The sequence below is a fragment of the Demequina maris genome, assembly GCF_000971155.1.
In the GTDB taxonomy this organism is placed as follows: Bacteria; Actinomycetota; Actinomycetes; order Actinomycetales; family Demequinaceae; genus Demequina; species Demequina maris.
On record NZ_BBLX01000004.1, the window covers coordinates 194,374 to 210,696 of the forward strand.

A 16,323-nucleotide genomic window follows, 5' to 3' on the forward strand; every position below is an offset into this window, starting at 1 on the left:
GATCAGGACAGGTACGCCCCCGCGGCGGCGGAGTACGCCTCCATGATCTCCGGCCGGGTGTCCTGCGCGGGGGCCGCGACCACGGCCAGCGGCCACGCGGGGCGCGAGCCGGTCAGTGCCCACGCCGCCTGCACCGCGGCGCCCGCGGCGACGTACTCGCCGGGCTCGGGCACCTCGACGGGCACGTCGAAGACCTGGGCGGCGATGGCCTGCACCGCGGGGTTCTGCGCCGAGCCGCCGACCAGCAGCGCCCGCTTCGCGACCACGCCCGCGGACAGGATCGCGTCCATGCCCACCGCCTGCGCGGCGAGCATGCCCTCGATCGCGGCGCGGGCCATGTTCGACCGCGTGGTGTTGGCCAGCGTCATGCCCGACAGCGTCGCGGTGGCGTCGGGGAGGTTGGGGGTGCGCTCGCCCTCGAAGTAGGGGACCAGGGTGAGGCCGCCGGCGCCCGGCTCGGCCTCCATGGCCAGGGCGCCCAGCTCGTCGTAGCCCACGCCGAGGACGCGCGCGAACGCGTCGAGCACGCGCGAGGCGTTGAGGGTGCACACGAGCGGCAGGTGCTCGCCGGACGCGGACGCGAAGCCGGCGACGATGCCCGTCGCGTCGCGGAAGCCTTGCTCGGTCACCGCGAAGACGGTGCCGGACGTGCCGAGCGACACGACCACGTCGCCGACCGTCGCGCCGAGGCCGAGCCCCGCGGCGGCGTTGTCGCCCGCGCCCGGCCCGACCACGCAGTCGAGCCCGTGCACGGTGCCCGCGGGCTCGCCGGGCCCGAGCACGCGCGGCACCACCGCATCGTGCCCGAGGGCGGCGACCAGCAGGTCGCGGTCGTACTCCCCGGTGGCGGGGTTCCAGTACCCCGTCCCGGAGACGTCGGAGCGGTCGGTCGTCAGCTCGGACAGCACCGGCCCCAGCGGGGACGATGCGACGGGCCCGTAGCCGCGCAGGCGCCAGGTCAGCCAGTCGTGGGGGAGGGCCACCGCGGCCACGCGGGCGGCGTTCTCCGGCTCGGCGTCGCGCAGCCACCGCAGCTTGGTCGAGGTGAACGAGGCGACGGGCACCAGGCCCGTGCGCTCGGCGAGCGCGTCCGCCCCGAACTCCGCGATGAGGTCCGCGGCGGCGCCTGCCGAGCGGGTGTCGTTCCACAGCAGCGCGTCCCGGACGACCTCGCCGTCCTCGGATAGCGCGACCATCCCGTGCTGCTGCCCGCCCACGGAGATCGCCGCGACATCGGCGAGCCCGCCCGCCTCCTCGAGCGCGGACCGCAGCGCCTCCCACCAGGATGCGGGGTCCACGGACGTGCCTTCCGGGTGCGACGCGCGCCCCTGGCGCACCACGTCGCCGGACTCGAGGTCGCGGATCACGACCTTGCAGGACTGGGTGGACGAGTCGACTCCGGCGACGAGCGTCATGCGGCGGGCCTTTCAGCGGTCAGGAAGGGGAGTGGCGCCCCGCCCGCCCCAAGGAGGGAGGACGGGCGGGACGCCGGGAGGGGGGAAGGATCAGCGGGCGCCCATGAGGTGCTCGACCGCGAGCTGCTGCAGGCGGACGTAGCCGAAGCCCTTGCCGTCGAAGTACGCGTCGGGGTCGAAGTCCTCGTACGCGGAGGTGTCTGCCAGCAGGTCGGCGGTGGTCTCGCCCGCGCCGAGCGTGGTCTGCGCGAGCTCGTCCTGGCGGGTGGCGGCGATGGCCTCCTGGACCTCGGGGTCCGCACGGAAGGCCGCCGCGCGCTCCTTGAGGATGAGGTACATCCGCATGTTCGCCTTCGCGGACTCCCACACGCCGTCGAAGTCCTCGGTGCGCGAGGGCTTGTAGTCGAAGTGGCGGGGGCCCGTGTACGCCGGCGAGCCGTTCGGGCCGCCGTTCTCGAGCAGGTCGACGAGCGAGAACGCGTTGATGAGGTCGCCGTGGCCGAAGACCAGGTCCTGGTCGTACTTGATGCCGCGCTGGCCGTTGAGGTCGATGTGGAAGAGCTTGCCGTGGTCGAGCGCCTGCGCGATGCCCGCGGTGAAGTTGAGGCCCGCCATCTGCTCGTGGCCCACCTCGGGGTTGAGGCCCACCAGCTCGGGGTGGTCGAGCGTGTTGATGAAGGCCATCGCGTGGCCGACCGTCGGCAGCAGGATGTCGCCGCGGGGCTCGTTCGGCTTGGGCTCGATCGCGAACTTGAGGTCGTAGCCCTTCTCGAGGACGTAGTCGCCGAAGATGTTCGCGGCCTCGCGGTAGCGCTCGAGCGCGACGCGGATGTCCTTGGAGAAGTCGTACTCGGCGCCCTCGCGGCCGCCCCACATGACGAAGGTCTTCGCGCCGAGCTCGGCGGCCAGGTCGATGTTGCGGAGGATCTTGCGGATCGTGAAGCGGCGCACGTCGCGCGCGTTCGAGGTGACGCCGCCGTCCTTGAAGACCGGGTGCGAGAACGTGTTCGTGGTGATCATCGGGATCTTCATCCCAGTCTCCTCGCACGCCTTCTTGAGCGCGTCGATGGCGGCGCGGCGGTCCGCGTCCGACGACCCGAACGGGAACAGGTCGTCGTCGTGGAAGGTCATGCCGTACGCGCCCAGCTCGGCGAGCTTGTGGATCGCCTCGACCGGGTCCAGGGCGCCGCGGGTGGCGGAGCCGAACGGGTCCGCGGCCGGCCATCCAATGGTCCAGAGGCCGAACGTGAAGTGGTCGGCCGGGGTGGGGGTGAAGGACATCGCGTCTCCAGTCATCGTTGAGCGGGTTAAAATGTTCCCGCAGAAAACATATACCCGAGCGGGGGTCCCGTCAAAGCGCGGCGGGACGATGCGCGGGCCGGCCGGGCGTCCACGGTCGGGCGCGCCGCAGCGCGCCTCGGAACCAGGGGCTCGGCGTGCCGGACGTGCGCGAGGCGCGTCCCGCACGGGCGCGGGGCGCGGCATACTGACGGGCACGGAGGAGGAGCGATGGGCGAGGATCTGGCGAGCGCCGCGGTACCGGCGCACACGAGCGTGGCGCGCGGCAGCCGCAACGACAACACGCGCCGCCACAACCTGTCCTCCCTGCTCACGGCCGTCCACTACGGCGGCCCGCTCACCCGCGCGCAGCTCACCCGCGACACCGGGCTCAACCGCTCGACCATCGGCGGGCTCGTCACCGAGCTCGCGCAGCTCGGCCTCGTCATCGAGGACGCCGCCGCGGAGACCGGCGCCGTGGGCCGGCCCAGCCTGATCGTGCGTCCCCGCCGCGACGTCGCGGCGCTCGCGCTCCACCCGGATGTCGACGCGATCGAGCTCGGCGCGGTCGCGATCGACGGCACCGTCCTCGCGCGCCGCCGCGTCTCCGTCGACGCGCCGCCCACCCCGCAGGACGCGGCCGCCTTCGCGTGGGAGGCCGCGCGCGAGATCGGCGAGGAGATCCCGGGCCTGCGCGTCGTCGGCGCGGCCGCCGCGGTCCCCGGCCTCGTCGCGATCGACAGCGCGACCGTCGTCGACGCGCCCCACCTCGGCTGGCGCGGCGTCGACTTCCGCGAGACCCTCGCCGAGGCGCTGACCCTCCCCGTGGTGGTGGGCAACGACGCGAACATGGGCCTCCGTGCCGAGTGGAGCTTCGGCGCCGCCCGCGGTGTCGACACCGTCGTCTTCCTCAACGGCTCCGCCTCCGGCATCGGCGGTGCCGCCCTCGTGGGCGGCCGGATGCTGCGCGGCGGCCGCGGCTACGGCGGCGAGTTCGGCCACATGATGATCCGCTCGGACGGCGAGCGGTGCTCGTGCGGGCGCTCGGGCTGCCTCGAGACCGAGCTCAACGCGGAGCGCCTCGACGCCGCCGCGCACGACGACGCCGCGCTGGACGCGCTCGCCTCGACGCTCGCCGCGGCGATCGCCAACCTCGAGTGCGCCTTCGACCCCGACCTCGTGCTGCTCGGCGGCTACCTGGGCGCGCTCTACGACGTGCGTCGCGACCTGGTCACCGCACGGGTCCGGGACCTCGCGTTCCGTCCCGACGTCGAGGACGTCGCGATCGCCCGCACGGCGCTCGGCGGCAACCGCCTCCTTATCGGCGCCGCGGAGCGCGCGTTCGCGGCCCTGCTGCAGGACCCGGCCGGCGTCCCGCTCGTCGCCCTGTGATGGGGGAGGCGCGCGGCGCCGCCCCTGGCAGACTGGCCGCATGATCACCGTCTCCGTGCCCTCCCAGGCCGTCGCCGACGCGCTCGGCGACGTCGGCCCTGACGCGCGCGTCATCGTGTGGGACCCCGCCGAGTCCGATCCGCCCGAGGAGGAGCGCGAGCGCATCACCATCGCGTGCCTCGCGCACTTCACGGGCGGCCGCCGGCTCTACGGACGCCTCGCGACCTGCCCGGACCTCAAGATCATCCAGATCGCCTCCGCCGGCTACGAGCACGCGCTGCCGTTCGTGCCGCCGGGCGTCTCGCTGGCGAACGCCCGCGGCGTGCACGACACGCGCGTCGCGGAGATGACGCTGCTGCTCGCGCTCGCGTCGCAGCGGCGCCTGCCCGCGTTCCTCGACTCGCAGCGCCGCGGCGTGTGGGAGCAGGACCTCGTCGCGCCGTCGCTCGCGGACTCGCGCGCGCTCGTCGTCGGCTACGGCAGCATCGGCGAGGCCATCGGGTCGCGCCTGCGCGCCTGCGAGGTGACGGTCGAGGGTGTCGCCCGCAGCGCGCGCATCGCACCGGACGGCACGCTCGTCCACGCCGCGGACGACCTCCTCAGCCTGCTCCCGCACCAGGACATCGTGATCATCGTGACGCCCCACAGCGAGGACACGGACAGGCTCGTCGACGCGGGCTTCCTCGCGGCGATGCGCGACGATGCGCTGCTCATCAACGTGGGCCGCGGCAAGGTGGTCGACACGGACGCCCTGCTGGCGGAGCTCGGGAGCGGGCGGCTGCGCGCGGCGCTCGACGTCACCGACCCCGAGCCGCTGCCCGACGGCCACCCGCTGTGGTCCGCGCCGAACTGCATCGTGGTGCCGCACGTCGCGGGCGTCGAGCAGCTCACCAACCGGCGCTACACGGACCTCGTCCGCCGGCAGATCGAGGCACGCCGCCACGGTGACGACCCGGTGAACTTCGTGAGAATGGGCGCCTTCCCCGCGTAAGCCCCCCTTCCGCGGGGAAGGCACCGCCCCTCAGCTGTGACGCCGCGTCCCGGGTGGTGGGACCCGGAGGGCGCCTCACCTGGCCAGGCTAGGCATAGGTCGCGCGACGCGCACACCGGCCGTGACCGTTTCGTGACCAACGGCGCGAATCTCTCAGGATCCGTCCTGCATCGCGATCCACGCGGCCACGATCGACTCGAGCTCGCCGCGGCGCTCGTCCGCCTCCTCGACGGAGGCGAAGGTCATGGTCCGCCCCTCCTTGCCGTCGCCCTCGAGGTGCGGGTGGTCGCCCGGGATCAGCGCGCCCTTGTGGAACATCAGCGTGGCGTGCTTGCGGGCCCGCGGGAAGAAGCTCGCGAGGTTGCCGCGGTACGTGAACGTGGGCGCCTGCCACTTGATGCACTCGCCCATGCGCGGGTCCGCCTCGAGCACGATCCGCCGCACCCGTTCGACCACATCCTTCATCGGGTTGTCGTACGCCGCCATCCAGGCGTCGACCTCGTTGTCCGCCATCCCTCGAGGCTAGCCCCGCTCGTGCTCCAACAGCCACCGCTTGCGCTCGATGCCGCCCGCGTAGCCGGTGAGCGCGCCGTCCGCGCCGACCACCCGGTGGCACGGCACCGCCACCGTGAGCGGGTTGCGACCGATCGCCGCGGCCACCGCCCGCGTCGCCGTCGGCCTACCGATCCGCTCCGCCACCTGGGCGTACGTCCACGTCTCGCCCCCGGGGATCTCGCGGAGCGTCTCCCAGACCTCGCGCTGGAACGGGGTGCCCGGCGCGACCGCGTCGACCGGGACGTCCTCCGCGTCGCCCGCGAAGTACGCCGCGAAGGCGGCCTCCGCGCGGTCGAGCGTCTCGTGCGTCGTGGGCGTCTCCAGGCCGTCCAGCTCGGGACGGCGGCGGTGGTCGGCGAAGTAGGCGCCGCGGAGCCCGCCGTCGCCGGCGACGAGCGTGAGCGGGCCGAGCGGGGTGGCGATGTCGCGCCGCACCAGCGCGGTCGAGGTGAGAGTGGTCATGAGATCCGTCCTTCCGTCGCCGCGGTCCACAGGTGCATGGCCGCGTACGCCCGCCAGGGCCGCCAGGCCTCGGCCTGCTCGGCGAGCGCCCGACCGTCGAGCCCCGCCGCCTTCTGCAGCACCAGGTCGCCCGAGGGGAACCCGTCGGGGTCCCCGAGCGCCCGCAGCGCCACGTACTCCGCCGTCCACGGCCCGATGCCGGGGATCGCGAGCAGCGCCCGCCGCGCCTCGGCGCGGTCCGCGCCGGGGCTGAGGTCGAGCGAGCCGTCGATCATGGCGCGCGCCGCCGCGGAGATCGCGCGCCAGCGTGCCTGGGGCACGAGCCCGCTCGCCGGATCGACGTCGGCGAGCGCCTCGGGGGACGGGAACACCCGTCCAGGCCCCGTCGGGACACTCAGTACTCCAGAATCGCCTTCGGTCCTCTCGGCCGGGACACTTAGTACTCCTCCGAACCTCTCGACCATCGTCCCGAGCGTCCGCCGCGCGCCCGCGACGCTGACCTGCTGGCCCACGATCGCCCGCACCACCATCTCGAACGGGTCCACGGCGCCCGGCACGCGGAGGCCTGGGACCGCGGCGACCAGCGGTGCCAGGAGGGACGATGCGGCGAGCGCCTCGTCCACGGCGGCCGGGTCCGCGTCGAGGTCGAGCAGCCGCCGGCAGCGCGCGACCGCGGCGCCGAGGTCCCGCACGTCGGCCAGCGCGAGCCGCGCCCGCACGTGCCCCTCGACGGCCTCCAGGGCGACCGTGCCGGGGCCGTGCGGGAGGCGCATCGTCCGCCCGTACGTGGCCCCGTTCCAGGTCTCGACGCCCTCGACCGCGCGCACGCCCACGAACGCGAGGGCGCGATCCACGGCGGCGGGCGCCCGGTGCCGCAGCCTCAGCTCGAGCGTCGTCGGGCCCGCCGTCGCGGGCCCGCCCGCGCGGCGGCGCACCTCGCTCGGGGTGAGCGCCCATGCGGCACGCGCGGCGTCGTTGAACTGCCGCACGGAGCCGAAGCCTGCCGCGAAGGCCACGTCCGCGACGGGCAGCGCGGTGGTCTCGAGCAGGGTCCGCGCGTGGTGGAGGCGGTGCGCGATGGCGAGCGCCTGCGGGCTCGCGCCCAGCTCGTCGACGAGCACGCGCGACACGTGCCGCTCGGTGTAGCCGAGCCGGCGCGCGAGCCCCGCGACGCCCTCGCGCTCCACCACGCCGTCGTCGATCAGCCGCACCGCGCGGCTCGCGACGTCCTCGCCCACCTTCCAGCGGGGCGAGCCCGGCGCATCGTCCGGGAAGCACCGCCGGCACGAGCGGTAGCCGGCGCGCTGCGCGGCGGCGGCGCTCGGATAGAAGCTCACGTTCGCCCGCGCGGGCGTGCGCGCCGGGCACGACGGACGGCAGTAGATCCCGGTCGTGCGGACGGCCGTGAAGAACTGCCCGTCGTACCGCGCGTCCTTGCCGCGGATCACCGCATAGCGCGTCTCGTCGTCCCACATGCTCACGAGTGTGACGCATGCGGGTGAGGCCGCGCTCGCGGTCATCGGACATGGCGGCGGGGTGGGGATCGCCCCTCGGCGACGATCCCTTCCCGGCCGTGCCCGGGGTTCAGGTGGCGGGTGTGCCCGCGGTCATGGCGTGCCGTGCGGCGAGCACCAGGTAGACGAGGTTGGCGGCCGCGGCGACGCCGTAGCCGAGACGCAGCCCGAGCCGCGCGCGCCCCTCGGAGCGCACGTCGCCGGCTCGAGCGGAGCGGAGGGCCAGGTGACCCAGCACGATCGCCGCGGGGAACAGCAGCGCGACGCCGGCGGCCACCGACGCGTCGGCGAGCCAGTCCCTGCGCTCGCCGGGGCGGCGGCCCAGGTAGGGGTAGTAGCCGTGCGGGAGCTCCGGATGCCCCACATAGCCCAGGTACTCGGAGGACGCGGGTGTCATGGCCTCTCCTTCCCGGGCGCCGTCCCGCGAGGGCGTCGGCCGGGGCCGTTCGCTGTGAGGCGCCCTCGCTGGCGGGCTCCACGCTACGGCCGGTGTGTGTCGGGCGCGTGTCCGCCGGGAAATAACTCTGTTACGTCAGGACGATGCGCGGGCCGCCTTGCCGCGCTTGAGGTCGGCGAGCGCGACGGCCCTCTCGGCGGCGTGGTCGACGATCGGCGCGGGGTAGGCGGGGGTGTCGACCTCGGCGACCCAGCGCTGCACGTAGCGGCGGTCGGGGTCGTAGCGCTCGGCCTGGGAGGAGGGGTTGAAGATGCGGAAGAACGGCGCGGCGTCGCGGCCGGTGCCGGCGACCCACTGCCAGTTGAGCTGGTTCTGCGCGTGGTCGTAGTCGAGCAGCGCGCGCCGGAAGTACGACGCGCCGCGCTGCCACGGCAGGTGCAGGTCCTTCACCAGGAGGCTCGCGACCACCATGCGCACACGGTTGTGCATGGTGCCGGTGGCGGCGAGCTGGCGCATGCCCGCGTCGACGAGCGGGAAGCCCGTGCGGCCGTCGCGCCACGCCATGAACGCCTCGTCCGCCTCGGTGCCCGTGGCCCAGGCGTCCTCGGGCAGGGCGGGGGTGAGGGACTCGTGCTGTGCGCGCGGGTGCCGGAAGAGCACGTCCGCGTGGAACTCGCGCCACGCGAGCTCCGACTCGAGCTTCCGCGCCGCCTCGCCGCGCACCGCGGCCGTCGCGGCCAGCACCGTGCGCGGGTGGATCTGGCCGTACGCGAGCGGCACCGACAGGTGCGAGGTCGAGTCGAGATCGGGGCGGTCGCGCTCGGTCGCGTAGCGCGCGAGGTCGCCGGCGACGTAGTCGTCCCACGCCGCGATCACGCGGTCCTCGCGGAACTCGTGCTGCTCGGCGAGGAGGTCGTCCGCATCGCCGTGCGCCGCCTCCTGGTCGAGGTCGACGTCCGAGCCGACGCGCGCGAAGCCGCCCGGGTCCGCATGGTCGGCGGGTTCCCGCCACCCGTGCTCGCGCCACGCGTGCGAGAACGGGGTGAAGACCTTGTACTCGGTGCCGTCGGACTTCACGACGCGTCCCGGCGCGACCGCGTACGGCGTCCCGACCAGCCGCAGCTCGCGTCCGTCCGCCTCGAGCGCGGCCGCGACGGCGTCCTGCGCCCGGATCCCCGCGGGCGAGGCCTCGCGGGCCGCGAACACCACCGACGCATCGTGCTCCCGCGCGACGGCGAGGATGACGTCGGCCGGGTCGCCGCGCCGGACGCCGACCGCGCCGCCCGTGTCCTCGCGCAGGCTCCACAGCACCCGCGCGAGGTGCGCGCGCCGGCGTCCCGACCACAGGTGGACGCCGCGGCTCCACGCGAAGACGGCCGCCGCCGGCCCGTCCTCCTGCGCCGCGAGCAGCGCCGGGTTGTCCGCGAGGCGCGCGTCGCGCCGGATCCACCACACCGAGGTCATGCCACCCCCAACGCGCATGGCCCGCCGCGGGATTCCGGCGCGCGATGGCTCAGTCGTCAGCGTCGGGCGTGACGAGCTCGGCGCCGCCCTTGCGCACGACGATGCGGTCGGGCGGGCAGACGGGCCCCCCGACGGTGAGGACCGTGCCGTCCTCGAGCGTGACCGTGACGTCGCCGTCCGTGCAGCCGAGGTCGAGGTAGATGACACCGCCGTTGGCCTCGACGTAGGTGACGTCGTCGTCGACGTCCACCTCGATCCGCGCGTCCGTCTCGTTGGTGATCTCGAGGCCGCCGGCGTCGGTGCAGCCGGCGAGCGCGACGGCGGCGAGGACCGTGGCGAGTGTTCTTGCACTGCGAAGTCCGGACATCCCCACCCCTTCCGCGCCGACGGGTATTGCGCGCCGCTGCGAGCATCGTGCCTCGAAAGACCGGCGAACGAGCGGTCCGACGCGCGCAGGCAGAGGGCGAGGCGGCCGTCCCGGACAGCGCGAAGGCCCCGCCCGGCGTGATGCCGGACGGGGCCTTCGGCCTGAAGAGCAGGGGTTACGCGACGGCGACCGGCGCGTGCTTCTCGACGTGCGCGATCGCCGCCGCGAGGAAGGTCTCCAGCACCGGGCGAGCCGAGTCGAGCAGCGAGCCGTCGGCCGAGAAGACCGCGGTGTGCTGGAGGAAGACCTCGGGCTGGCCGAGCGTCGGGGCGTTGAAGTGGCCGAGGATCGCGCGCAGGTGCTGCTGCGCGACCGCGGTGCCGATGGCGCCCACGGACGAGCCTGCGATCGCGACGGGCTTGCCGTTGAACGAGTTGGTGCCCCACGGGCGCGCTGCCCAGTCGAGCGCGTTCTTGAGGACGCCCGGCAGCGAGCGGCTGTACTCGGGCGTGAGGATGATGACGCCGTCGACGCCCTCGATCGCGGCCTTCCACTCGAGCGCGGCGACCGGGTAGGCGGCGTCGTGGTCCGGCGTGTAGAGGGGGAGCGCCGAGAAGTCGAGCTCGACGAGCTCGACGCCCTCGGGGGCGAGCGCCGCGAGCGCGCGACCGAGCTGGCGGTTGATGGAGGTGCTCGAGAGCGAGCCTGCGATGTATCCGATGCGGGTCATGACGGTCTCCTGTTCGGGGGAGGGGTGGGAACGCCGACGCCGTAGTCGGACGGCCATCGCAACGACGATGACGTGTCAACTATTCCAGAAGATGACGCTTCAACAAACCGGTCGGGGGGACGATGCGGCGACCGGCTTCCGGTCGGCGGCCTGCCGCTCAGGCCGCGGGGACGCCCGTCGTGGAGTCGGTGCGCACCGTGGCGTACAGGGGGTCGCCGGTGGTAGCGAGCGGGTCGGCGGTCGCGACGCTGTCGACGAACGCGGCGATACCCGCGGCAGGGCTCATGGGTGCGGTCGCCTGCTCGGCGCGGACCGCGCGCACGGGGTCGGTGGGCACGGTGGGCAGGGGCCCCGAGCCGCCGACGCGTGCGACGTGCGCGACGTAGCCGGCCGCCGCGCTGAGGAGGGCGTGGGCCTGCGCGTCGAGCTCGGCGCTGTGGCAATGCCCGTGCGCGCTGAAGTCGGAGGCCTGCACCGTCAGCGTCCGCTCGGGCTGACCCATCACGAGCGCGCCCGCGTCGGACAGCACGGTGCGCAGGTGCACGATCGCCATGAAGCTGCCGGCGGCCGGCGCGGCCGCGCCGGCGATGACCACCGGCTTGTCCTCGAGCGAGGTGGGCGACGCGGATGCCCAGTCGAGGGCGTGCTTGAGGGTGCCGGGGATCGAGCGCTCGTGGGTCGGCGTGATGACCAGCAGGCCGTCGACGGCGTCGAGCTGGCGCTTCCACTCGATGCCCGCGTGCGGGAGCGGTGCGTCCGTGTACGGCGCGTGCAGGGGCAGCTCGCTCGGCGTGAGCTCGACGAGCCTCGTGCCGGACGGTGCCGCGGCATGCAGGAGCGACGACAGGAGACGGGTGGTGCGCGCCTGGGGCAGGTGGCCCAGCAGGAGACCGATGACCGGCATGGGGAGGGTCCTTCCTCGACTGCGGTGGAGACGGTGGCACAACGGCCGCCTCCCATGGCGGTCGCGCGGTGCAACGCTCCTGCTCAGCGACGCATTCCCGAGGGCTACTCGGGCAGGCCCTCCGCGTAGACCGCGATCGCGTCGCGCAGCAGCTCGGCAGTGCCGTCGCCGTGCTTGTCGTAGGTCGCGCGGAAGCGCGGGTCGTCGACGTACATCCGGCCCAGTCCGGCGTAGGCCTCGCGGCCCGGCGCCCAGAACAGCGACACCCAGGCATGATGGCGCGCCACCAGCGCCTGGACCTCGTCGGAGGCGGGGTCCGCATCGGCCGCCGCGAGCCGTGCGAGGGCGTCGGCGACCGCCTCGTGCTCGGCGACGTGGGCGCGCTGCGCCTCGGGCGACATGCCCGTCCACGCGGCATTCGACCGGGCCACCGCATCGTCCCCCCAGCGCTCGCGGGCCTCGGGCTCGTAGCGTTCGTGGTCGAACCCCTCGAACATCTCGTCGCTGGTCATGGGCAGTCCCTTCTCGAGTCGGGTGAGGGTGCGCTCGACGGTCTCCGCGAGCGCGGCGAAGCGGTCGCGCTGGGCGAGCAGCGCGACGTGGTGGTCGCGCATCAGCGCGGCGGTGAGCGTGGGGTCGTCGGTGTCGACGATGCTCGCGATGGTCTCGAGCGGCACGTCCAGCTCGCGCAGCACGAGGATGTGCTGGAGCCGCAGCAGCTCCGTCTCGCCGTAGTGGCGCCGGCCGTCGTGGCCGGTCCACGCGGGGGAGAGCAGCCCGATGGCGTCGTAGTGGCGCAGGGTGCGGCTCGTCACGCCCGTGAGGCGGGCGACGGAGGCGATGTCGAGGTCCATGCCGACCACGGTAGAAGTTGACGTCGCGTCAACGTCAAGCGGGATCCGGCGTCTGTGTCGCGCATGCTGCCGCTATTCCTGCACGAGGCGCCACGCCCTGGTGCTTCGTGCACGAATAGCGGCAGCGTCCCGCAACGAGTCACGGGATGCTCGACGCCGGAGCCTGGATACGCGAGAGCCCGGCGACCGCGCGGCCGCCGGGCTCCCGATCGTGCGGCTAGTGCGAGGTGATCTCGAACAGCGTGGTGGTGCCGGACACCTCGTTGGCCACCGCGAGCAGCGGCGTGCCCGACGGCGAGTCCTCCGCCGCGATGAACGCGAGGCCCTCGGGGCCGAGGTCGCCCGCCGACGCGAGGTCCTCCTCGGGGTCGATGCCGAAGTCGCGGTTGTTCACGTAGGTGACGAACGACGACGCGGCCGGGTCGGTGACGTCGTAGACCATCACGCCGCCCACGCGCTCGAGGCCGACGAACGCGTACGTGCGCCCGCCCACCTCGCCGATCGTGACGCCCTCGGGCTCCGGACCCTTGTTGTCCGAGCGGTTGTCGAGCTCGTTGTTGGTGTTGCTCGCGTTGAAGTGGTCCTGCTCCGCGAGGGCGGTGATCTGCTCGAAGTCGTCACCCGAGTCGAAGACCTGCGTGCCGTCGGTGGTCCAGATCGAGAACGACCGCGCGCCGAACGCGTACAGCGCCTCGTAGCAGCTGCCGTCCGCGCTCAGGCCGGACTCGGGCGTGAAGTCGAGCTTGCCCAGCTTCTTGCTGCTGCCGAGGCCGAGCGCGGGGTTGTCGTCGCACAGCACGAGGTCGTCGTACCCGACCGGCTCCTCGTAGTCGCCCCACTCGCGCGCGTCGCCCTCGTTGGCGGTCACCAGATAGGTCTCGCCGTCGACGGAGTACGACGCGATCGAGTCCGGCATGTAGAGCCCGTAGATCGGCCAGGTCTGGATGTTGATCGCGTCGTCCTTGTTGGACGCGTCGATCCCGTTGCCCTCGATCGAGAGGTCCTTGGCGCCGAGCGGCAGGATGTCGGTGACGCGCGCGGTGTGGAGGTCCACCACCGCGATCGCGTTGTTCTCCTGCAGGGTGACGTACGCCGTCGTCGACGACTCGTCGACGGTCACGTACTCCGGCTCGAGGTTGCGCGAGACGGGGTGGTTCGCGCCGTCGATGCCGGCGAAGACGCGCACGCCGTCGGGGAGTCGGCTGCCCTCGTAGGAGTGGAAGGTCGCGGTGCGGACCTTGGACTGCTTCGGCACCGCGACGGTGCCGGGCAGCGACACGATGCTGACGGTGCCCTCGGGGTCCACGTCGTAGTCGTCGTTGGGCTCGCCCTCGTCGGCGGTGACGGCCTTGGTGCCGTCCGGCGTGATCGTCACCATGTCGGGCTGAGCGCCGACGCGCACCGCGCCGAGCGCTGTACCGTCGCCCTCGGCGTCGAAGAACACCAGCCAGCCCTCGTCCGTCTTCGGGTCGTTCTCGACCGCGACCAGCACCAGGCCGTCCTCGCGGACCGCGACCGAGTTCGCGACGGCGCCGGCGGGGACCACCGACTTGTCCGCGGCCACGACTCCGGCGGTCTCGAGCTCGAGCACCTCGGTCGGGACGGTCGGGTCGCTCGCGTCGAGCACGCGCACCCGGCCCGCGAGGGCGTCGACGGTGAACAGCCGCTGCGTGTCCGCGTGGAACTGCACGATCTCGGCCGCCGACTCGTCGAACACCCCCGTCTCGTGGGTGCCGATGGGCGTGAGCGTGAGAGCGGCGTCGCTTGCGGAGTGCGTGATCGGGGCGCCGACGATCGCGGCGTAGGCGGGCGCGGCGGCCGCGGCGCCGAGGGCGACGACGGCGCCCACGGCGAGGCCACGGCGGGCGAGCGGACGGGTGACAGGTGACACGGAGACCTCCATGGCTCGGGCGCGGCCGAGCCCCGGCCGCGGGGGTCGTGCGTGGAACGGGATGGCGGGCGTCTCGCGCGGGGTCCTCCCCGGGCGCGCCCGGCCGCCTTCAACGTATCGATGGGAGGGTGACGAAACGGACACCGGGCGGTGAATCCTCGGTGAACCTTGCCGCCCCCGGGCGTCGCGCATCGTCCCTTCTCCGGGCGCGAAAGGACGATGCGCGTGGCGGCCCCGCGCGGGGTGTCCACGATGCGGGCATCGCGTCCCACCGCATCGTCCTAGACTCGGCCTCATGACGCAGACCCCCGACATCAAGCCCCGGTCGCGCCAGGTCACTGACGGCCTGGAGGCGACCGCGTCCCGCGGCATGCTCCGCGCGGTCGGTCTCGGCGACGAGGACTTCGCGAAGCCGCAGATCGGCATCGCGTCCTCGTGGAACGAGATCACCCCCTGCAACCTGTCGCTCCAGCGCCTCGCCGCATCGTCCAAGAACGGTGTCCACGCCGGCGGCGGCTACCCGCTCGAGTTCGGCACCATCTCGGTGTCCGACGGCATCTCGATGGGCCACGAGGGCATGCACTTCTCGCTCGTGTCGCGCGACCTCATCGCGGACTCGGTCGAGACGGTGATGATGGCGGAGCGCCTCGACGGCTCGGTGCTGCTCGCGGGCTGCGACAAGTCGCTGCCCGGCATGCTCATGGCCGCGGCCCGCCTCGACCTCGCGAGCGTGTTCCTGTACGCGGGCTCGATCATGCCGGGCCACGTCACGCTCTCGGACGGCACGTCCAAGGACGTCACGATCATCGACGCGTTCGAGGCGGTCGGCGCGTGCGCCCGCGGCCTCATGTCGGAGGAGGACCGCCTCGCGATCGAGAAGGCGATCTGCCCCGGCGAGGGCGCGTGCGGCGGCATGTACACCGCGAACACCATGGCGTCCGTGGGCGAGGCCCTCGGCATGTCGATCCCCGGCTCCGCGGCGCCGCCGTCGGCCGACCGCCGCCGCGACTACTACGCCCACAAGTCGGGCGAGGCGGTCGTCAACATGCTGCGTCTCGGCATCACCGCGCGCGACATCATGACCAAGGAGGCGTTCGAGAACGCCATCGCCGTGGTCATGGCCTTCGGCGGCTCGACCAACGCCGTGCTCCACCTGCTCGCGATCGCTAACGAGGCCGAGGTGGACCTCACGCTCGACGACTTCGCGCGCGTCGCCTCCAAGGTCCCCCACCTGGGCGACCTCAAGCCGTTCGGCCAGTTCGTCATGAACGACGTCGACCGCGTGGGCGGCGTGCCCGCCGTCATGAAGACCCTGCTCGACGCGGGCCTCATGCACGGCGACGTCATGACCGTCACCGGGAAGACGCTCGCCGAGAACATGGACGAGCTCAAGCCGGCCAAGATCGACGGCCGCGTGGTGCGCGCGCTCAACAACCCGATCCACAAGACCGGCGGCATCACGATCCTCAAGGGCTCGCTCGCTCCCGAGGGTGCGGTGGTGAAGTCGGCCGGCTTCGACGACGACGTCTTCGAGGCCACCGCCCGCGTCTTCGACCGCGAGCGTGCCGCGCTCGACGCGCTCGAGGACGGCACCATCCAGGCCGGCGACTGCGTCGTCATCCGCTACGAGGGCCCCAAGGGCGGTCCCGGCATGCGCGAGATGCTCGCCATCACCGCGGCCATCAAGGGTGCGGGCCTGGGCAAGGACGTCCTGCTGATCACGGACGGCCGCTTCTCGGGCGGCACCACCGGCCTGTGCGTCGGCCACATCGCGCCCGAGGCCGTGGACGGCGGCCCGATCGCGTTCGTGCGCGACGGCGACAAGATCACGCTCGACGTCGCCCACGGCACGCTCGAGCTGCACGTCTCCGACGAGGAGCTGGCCGCGCGCCAGGAGGGCTGGGAGCCGATCCCCGCGCGCTTCACCAAGGGCGTGCTCGGCAAGTACCAGAAGCTCGTGGGCTCGGCGTCGAAGGGCGCCGTCCTCAGCTGAGCCCTCGCTCACTGTCAGCCGCGTCGACGCCCCGCCCGGGTTTCCCGGGCGGGGCGTCGCGCTTCCCGGCGACGATGCGAGGATCGCTCCCCAACCGATCTGCCTGGGGCGTCGTT

At 73.4% G+C, this 16,323-nt stretch carries 15 protein-coding genes; 3 read left to right on the forward strand and 12 right to left on the reverse strand.

All coding sequences use genetic code 11. The features are described from left to right. Nucleotides 1-2: 2 nt before the first annotated feature. Both AOM02_RS06640 and xylA read right to left on the reverse strand, forming a co-directional pair. Nucleotides 3-1,415, reverse strand: a complete 1,413-nt coding sequence (locus tag AOM02_RS06640) for a xylulokinase (RefSeq protein ID WP_062297982.1) — start codon at nucleotides 1,413-1,415, stop codon at nucleotides 3-5. Nucleotides 1,416-1,505: 90 nt separating this feature from the next. Beyond that, nucleotides 1,506-2,696, reverse strand: coding sequence for a xylose isomerase (xylA, locus tag AOM02_RS06645; protein WP_062297985.1), 1,191 nt, complete (start codon nucleotides 2,694-2,696; stop codon nucleotides 1,506-1,508). A gap of 228 nt (nucleotides 2,697-2,924) precedes the next feature. Between xylA and AOM02_RS06650 the strand changes: the two genes are divergently transcribed. Next, a complete protein-coding gene (locus AOM02_RS06650) occupies nucleotides 2,925-4,085 on the forward strand; it encodes an ROK family protein (RefSeq protein WP_062297987.1) in 1,161 nt (386 codons plus the stop codon). A 40-nt stretch (nucleotides 4,086-4,125) separates the two neighbouring features. Continuing rightward, nucleotides 4,126-5,076: a 2-hydroxyacid dehydrogenase gene (locus AOM02_RS06655; RefSeq protein ID WP_062297990.1), complete on the forward strand. Its 951-nt coding sequence runs from the start codon at nucleotides 4,126-4,128 to the stop codon at nucleotides 5,074-5,076. A gap of 153 nt (nucleotides 5,077-5,229) precedes the next feature. Here AOM02_RS06655 and AOM02_RS06660 read toward each other — a convergent pair whose 3' ends face one another. The 10 genes from AOM02_RS06660 to AOM02_RS06705 form a co-directional block, all read right to left on the reverse strand. Continuing rightward, nucleotides 5,230-5,589, reverse strand: a complete 360-nt coding sequence (locus AOM02_RS06660) for a DUF1801 domain-containing protein (RefSeq protein WP_062297993.1) — start codon at nucleotides 5,587-5,589, stop codon at nucleotides 5,230-5,232. Between the two features lie 9 nt (nucleotides 5,590-5,598). Next, nucleotides 5,599-6,093 carry a methylated-DNA--[protein]-cysteine S-methyltransferase gene (locus AOM02_RS06665; protein WP_062297995.1) on the reverse strand — a complete coding sequence of 165 codons (495 nt, stop codon included), beginning with the start codon at nucleotides 6,091-6,093 and terminating at the stop codon, nucleotides 5,599-5,601. Beyond that, nucleotides 6,090-7,568, reverse strand: a complete 1,479-nt coding sequence (locus tag AOM02_RS06670) for a DNA-3-methyladenine glycosylase 2 family protein (protein WP_062297997.1) — start codon at nucleotides 7,566-7,568, stop codon at nucleotides 6,090-6,092. The genes AOM02_RS06665 and AOM02_RS06670 overlap by 4 nt, the downstream gene beginning before the upstream one ends. 109 nt (nucleotides 7,569-7,677) lie before the next feature. After that, a complete protein-coding gene (locus tag AOM02_RS06675) occupies nucleotides 7,678-8,004 on the reverse strand; it encodes a hypothetical protein (RefSeq protein ID WP_062298000.1) in 327 nt (108 codons plus the stop codon). A 135-nt stretch (nucleotides 8,005-8,139) separates the two neighbouring features. Continuing rightward, complete coding sequence (locus AOM02_RS06680) at nucleotides 8,140-9,468, reverse strand: cryptochrome/photolyase family protein (protein ID WP_062298002.1); 1,329 nt, start codon at nucleotides 9,466-9,468, stop codon at nucleotides 8,140-8,142. Nucleotides 9,469-9,517: 49 nt separating this feature from the next. Then, a complete protein-coding gene (locus AOM02_RS06685; RefSeq protein WP_062298005.1) occupies nucleotides 9,518-9,835 on the reverse strand; it encodes a hypothetical protein in 318 nt (105 codons plus the stop codon). Between the two features lie 175 nt (nucleotides 9,836-10,010). Further along, complete coding sequence (locus AOM02_RS06690) at nucleotides 10,011-10,565, reverse strand: NADPH-dependent FMN reductase (protein ID WP_062298007.1); 555 nt, start codon at nucleotides 10,563-10,565, stop codon at nucleotides 10,011-10,013. Nucleotides 10,566-10,722: 157 nt separating this feature from the next. Beyond that, nucleotides 10,723-11,469 carry an NADPH-dependent FMN reductase gene (locus AOM02_RS06695; RefSeq protein WP_062298010.1) on the reverse strand — a complete coding sequence of 249 codons (747 nt, stop codon included), beginning with the start codon at nucleotides 11,467-11,469 and terminating at the stop codon, nucleotides 10,723-10,725. 104 nt (nucleotides 11,470-11,573) lie between these two features. Next, entirely contained in the window at nucleotides 11,574-12,323 is a 750-nt protein-coding gene (locus tag AOM02_RS06700; RefSeq protein WP_062298013.1) for a MerR family transcriptional regulator, read from the reverse strand. A gap of 217 nt (nucleotides 12,324-12,540) precedes the next feature. Next, nucleotides 12,541-14,214, reverse strand: a complete 1,674-nt coding sequence (locus tag AOM02_RS06705) for a choice-of-anchor I family protein (protein WP_228373791.1) — start codon at nucleotides 14,212-14,214, stop codon at nucleotides 12,541-12,543. 295 nt (nucleotides 14,215-14,509) lie between these two features. Between AOM02_RS06705 and ilvD the strand changes: the two genes are divergently transcribed. Beyond that, the gene (gene ilvD, locus AOM02_RS06710) at nucleotides 14,510-16,207 is read left to right on the forward strand and encodes a dihydroxy-acid dehydratase (protein WP_062298017.1); all 1,698 of its coding nucleotides are present in this window, start codon (nucleotides 14,510-14,512) and stop codon (nucleotides 16,205-16,207) included. Nucleotides 16,208-16,323: the final 116 nt, after the last annotated feature.

Excerpts from the sequence above, each read along its gene's own strand:
- AOM02_RS06640 (WP_062297982.1), bottom strand. The coding sequence starts at position 1,415 with ATGACGCTCGTCGCCGGAGTCGACTCGTCCACCCAGTCCTGCAAGGTC.
- xylA (WP_062297985.1), bottom strand. The coding sequence starts at position 2,696 with ATGTCCTTCACCCCCACCCCGGCCGACCACTTCACGTTCGGCCTCTGG.
- AOM02_RS06650 (WP_062297987.1), top strand. The coding sequence starts at position 2,925 with ATGGGCGAGGATCTGGCGAGCGCCGCGGTACCGGCGCACACGAGCGTG.
- AOM02_RS06655 (WP_062297990.1), top strand. The coding sequence starts at position 4,126 with ATGATCACCGTCTCCGTGCCCTCCCAGGCCGTCGCCGACGCGCTCGGC.
- AOM02_RS06660 (WP_062297993.1), bottom strand. The coding sequence starts at position 5,589 with ATGGCGGACAACGAGGTCGACGCCTGGATGGCGGCGTACGACAACCCG.
- AOM02_RS06665 (WP_062297995.1), bottom strand. The coding sequence starts at position 6,093 with ATGACCACTCTCACCTCGACCGCGCTGGTGCGGCGCGACATCGCCACC.
- AOM02_RS06670 (WP_062297997.1), bottom strand. The coding sequence starts at position 7,568 with ATGTGGGACGACGAGACGCGCTATGCGGTGATCCGCGGCAAGGACGCG.
- AOM02_RS06675 (WP_062298000.1), bottom strand. The coding sequence starts at position 8,004 with ATGACACCCGCGTCCTCCGAGTACCTGGGCTATGTGGGGCATCCGGAG.
- AOM02_RS06680 (WP_062298002.1), bottom strand. The coding sequence starts at position 9,468 with ATGACCTCGGTGTGGTGGATCCGGCGCGACGCGCGCCTCGCGGACAAC.
- AOM02_RS06685 (WP_062298005.1), bottom strand. The coding sequence starts at position 9,835 with ATGTCCGGACTTCGCAGTGCAAGAACACTCGCCACGGTCCTCGCCGCC.
- AOM02_RS06690 (WP_062298007.1), bottom strand. The coding sequence starts at position 10,565 with ATGACCCGCATCGGATACATCGCAGGCTCGCTCTCGAGCACCTCCATC.
- AOM02_RS06695 (WP_062298010.1), bottom strand. The coding sequence starts at position 11,469 with ATGCCGGTCATCGGTCTCCTGCTGGGCCACCTGCCCCAGGCGCGCACC.
- AOM02_RS06700 (WP_062298013.1), bottom strand. The coding sequence starts at position 12,323 with ATGGACCTCGACATCGCCTCCGTCGCCCGCCTCACGGGCGTGACGAGC.
- ilvD (WP_062298017.1), top strand. The coding sequence starts at position 14,510 with ATGACGCAGACCCCCGACATCAAGCCCCGGTCGCGCCAGGTCACTGAC.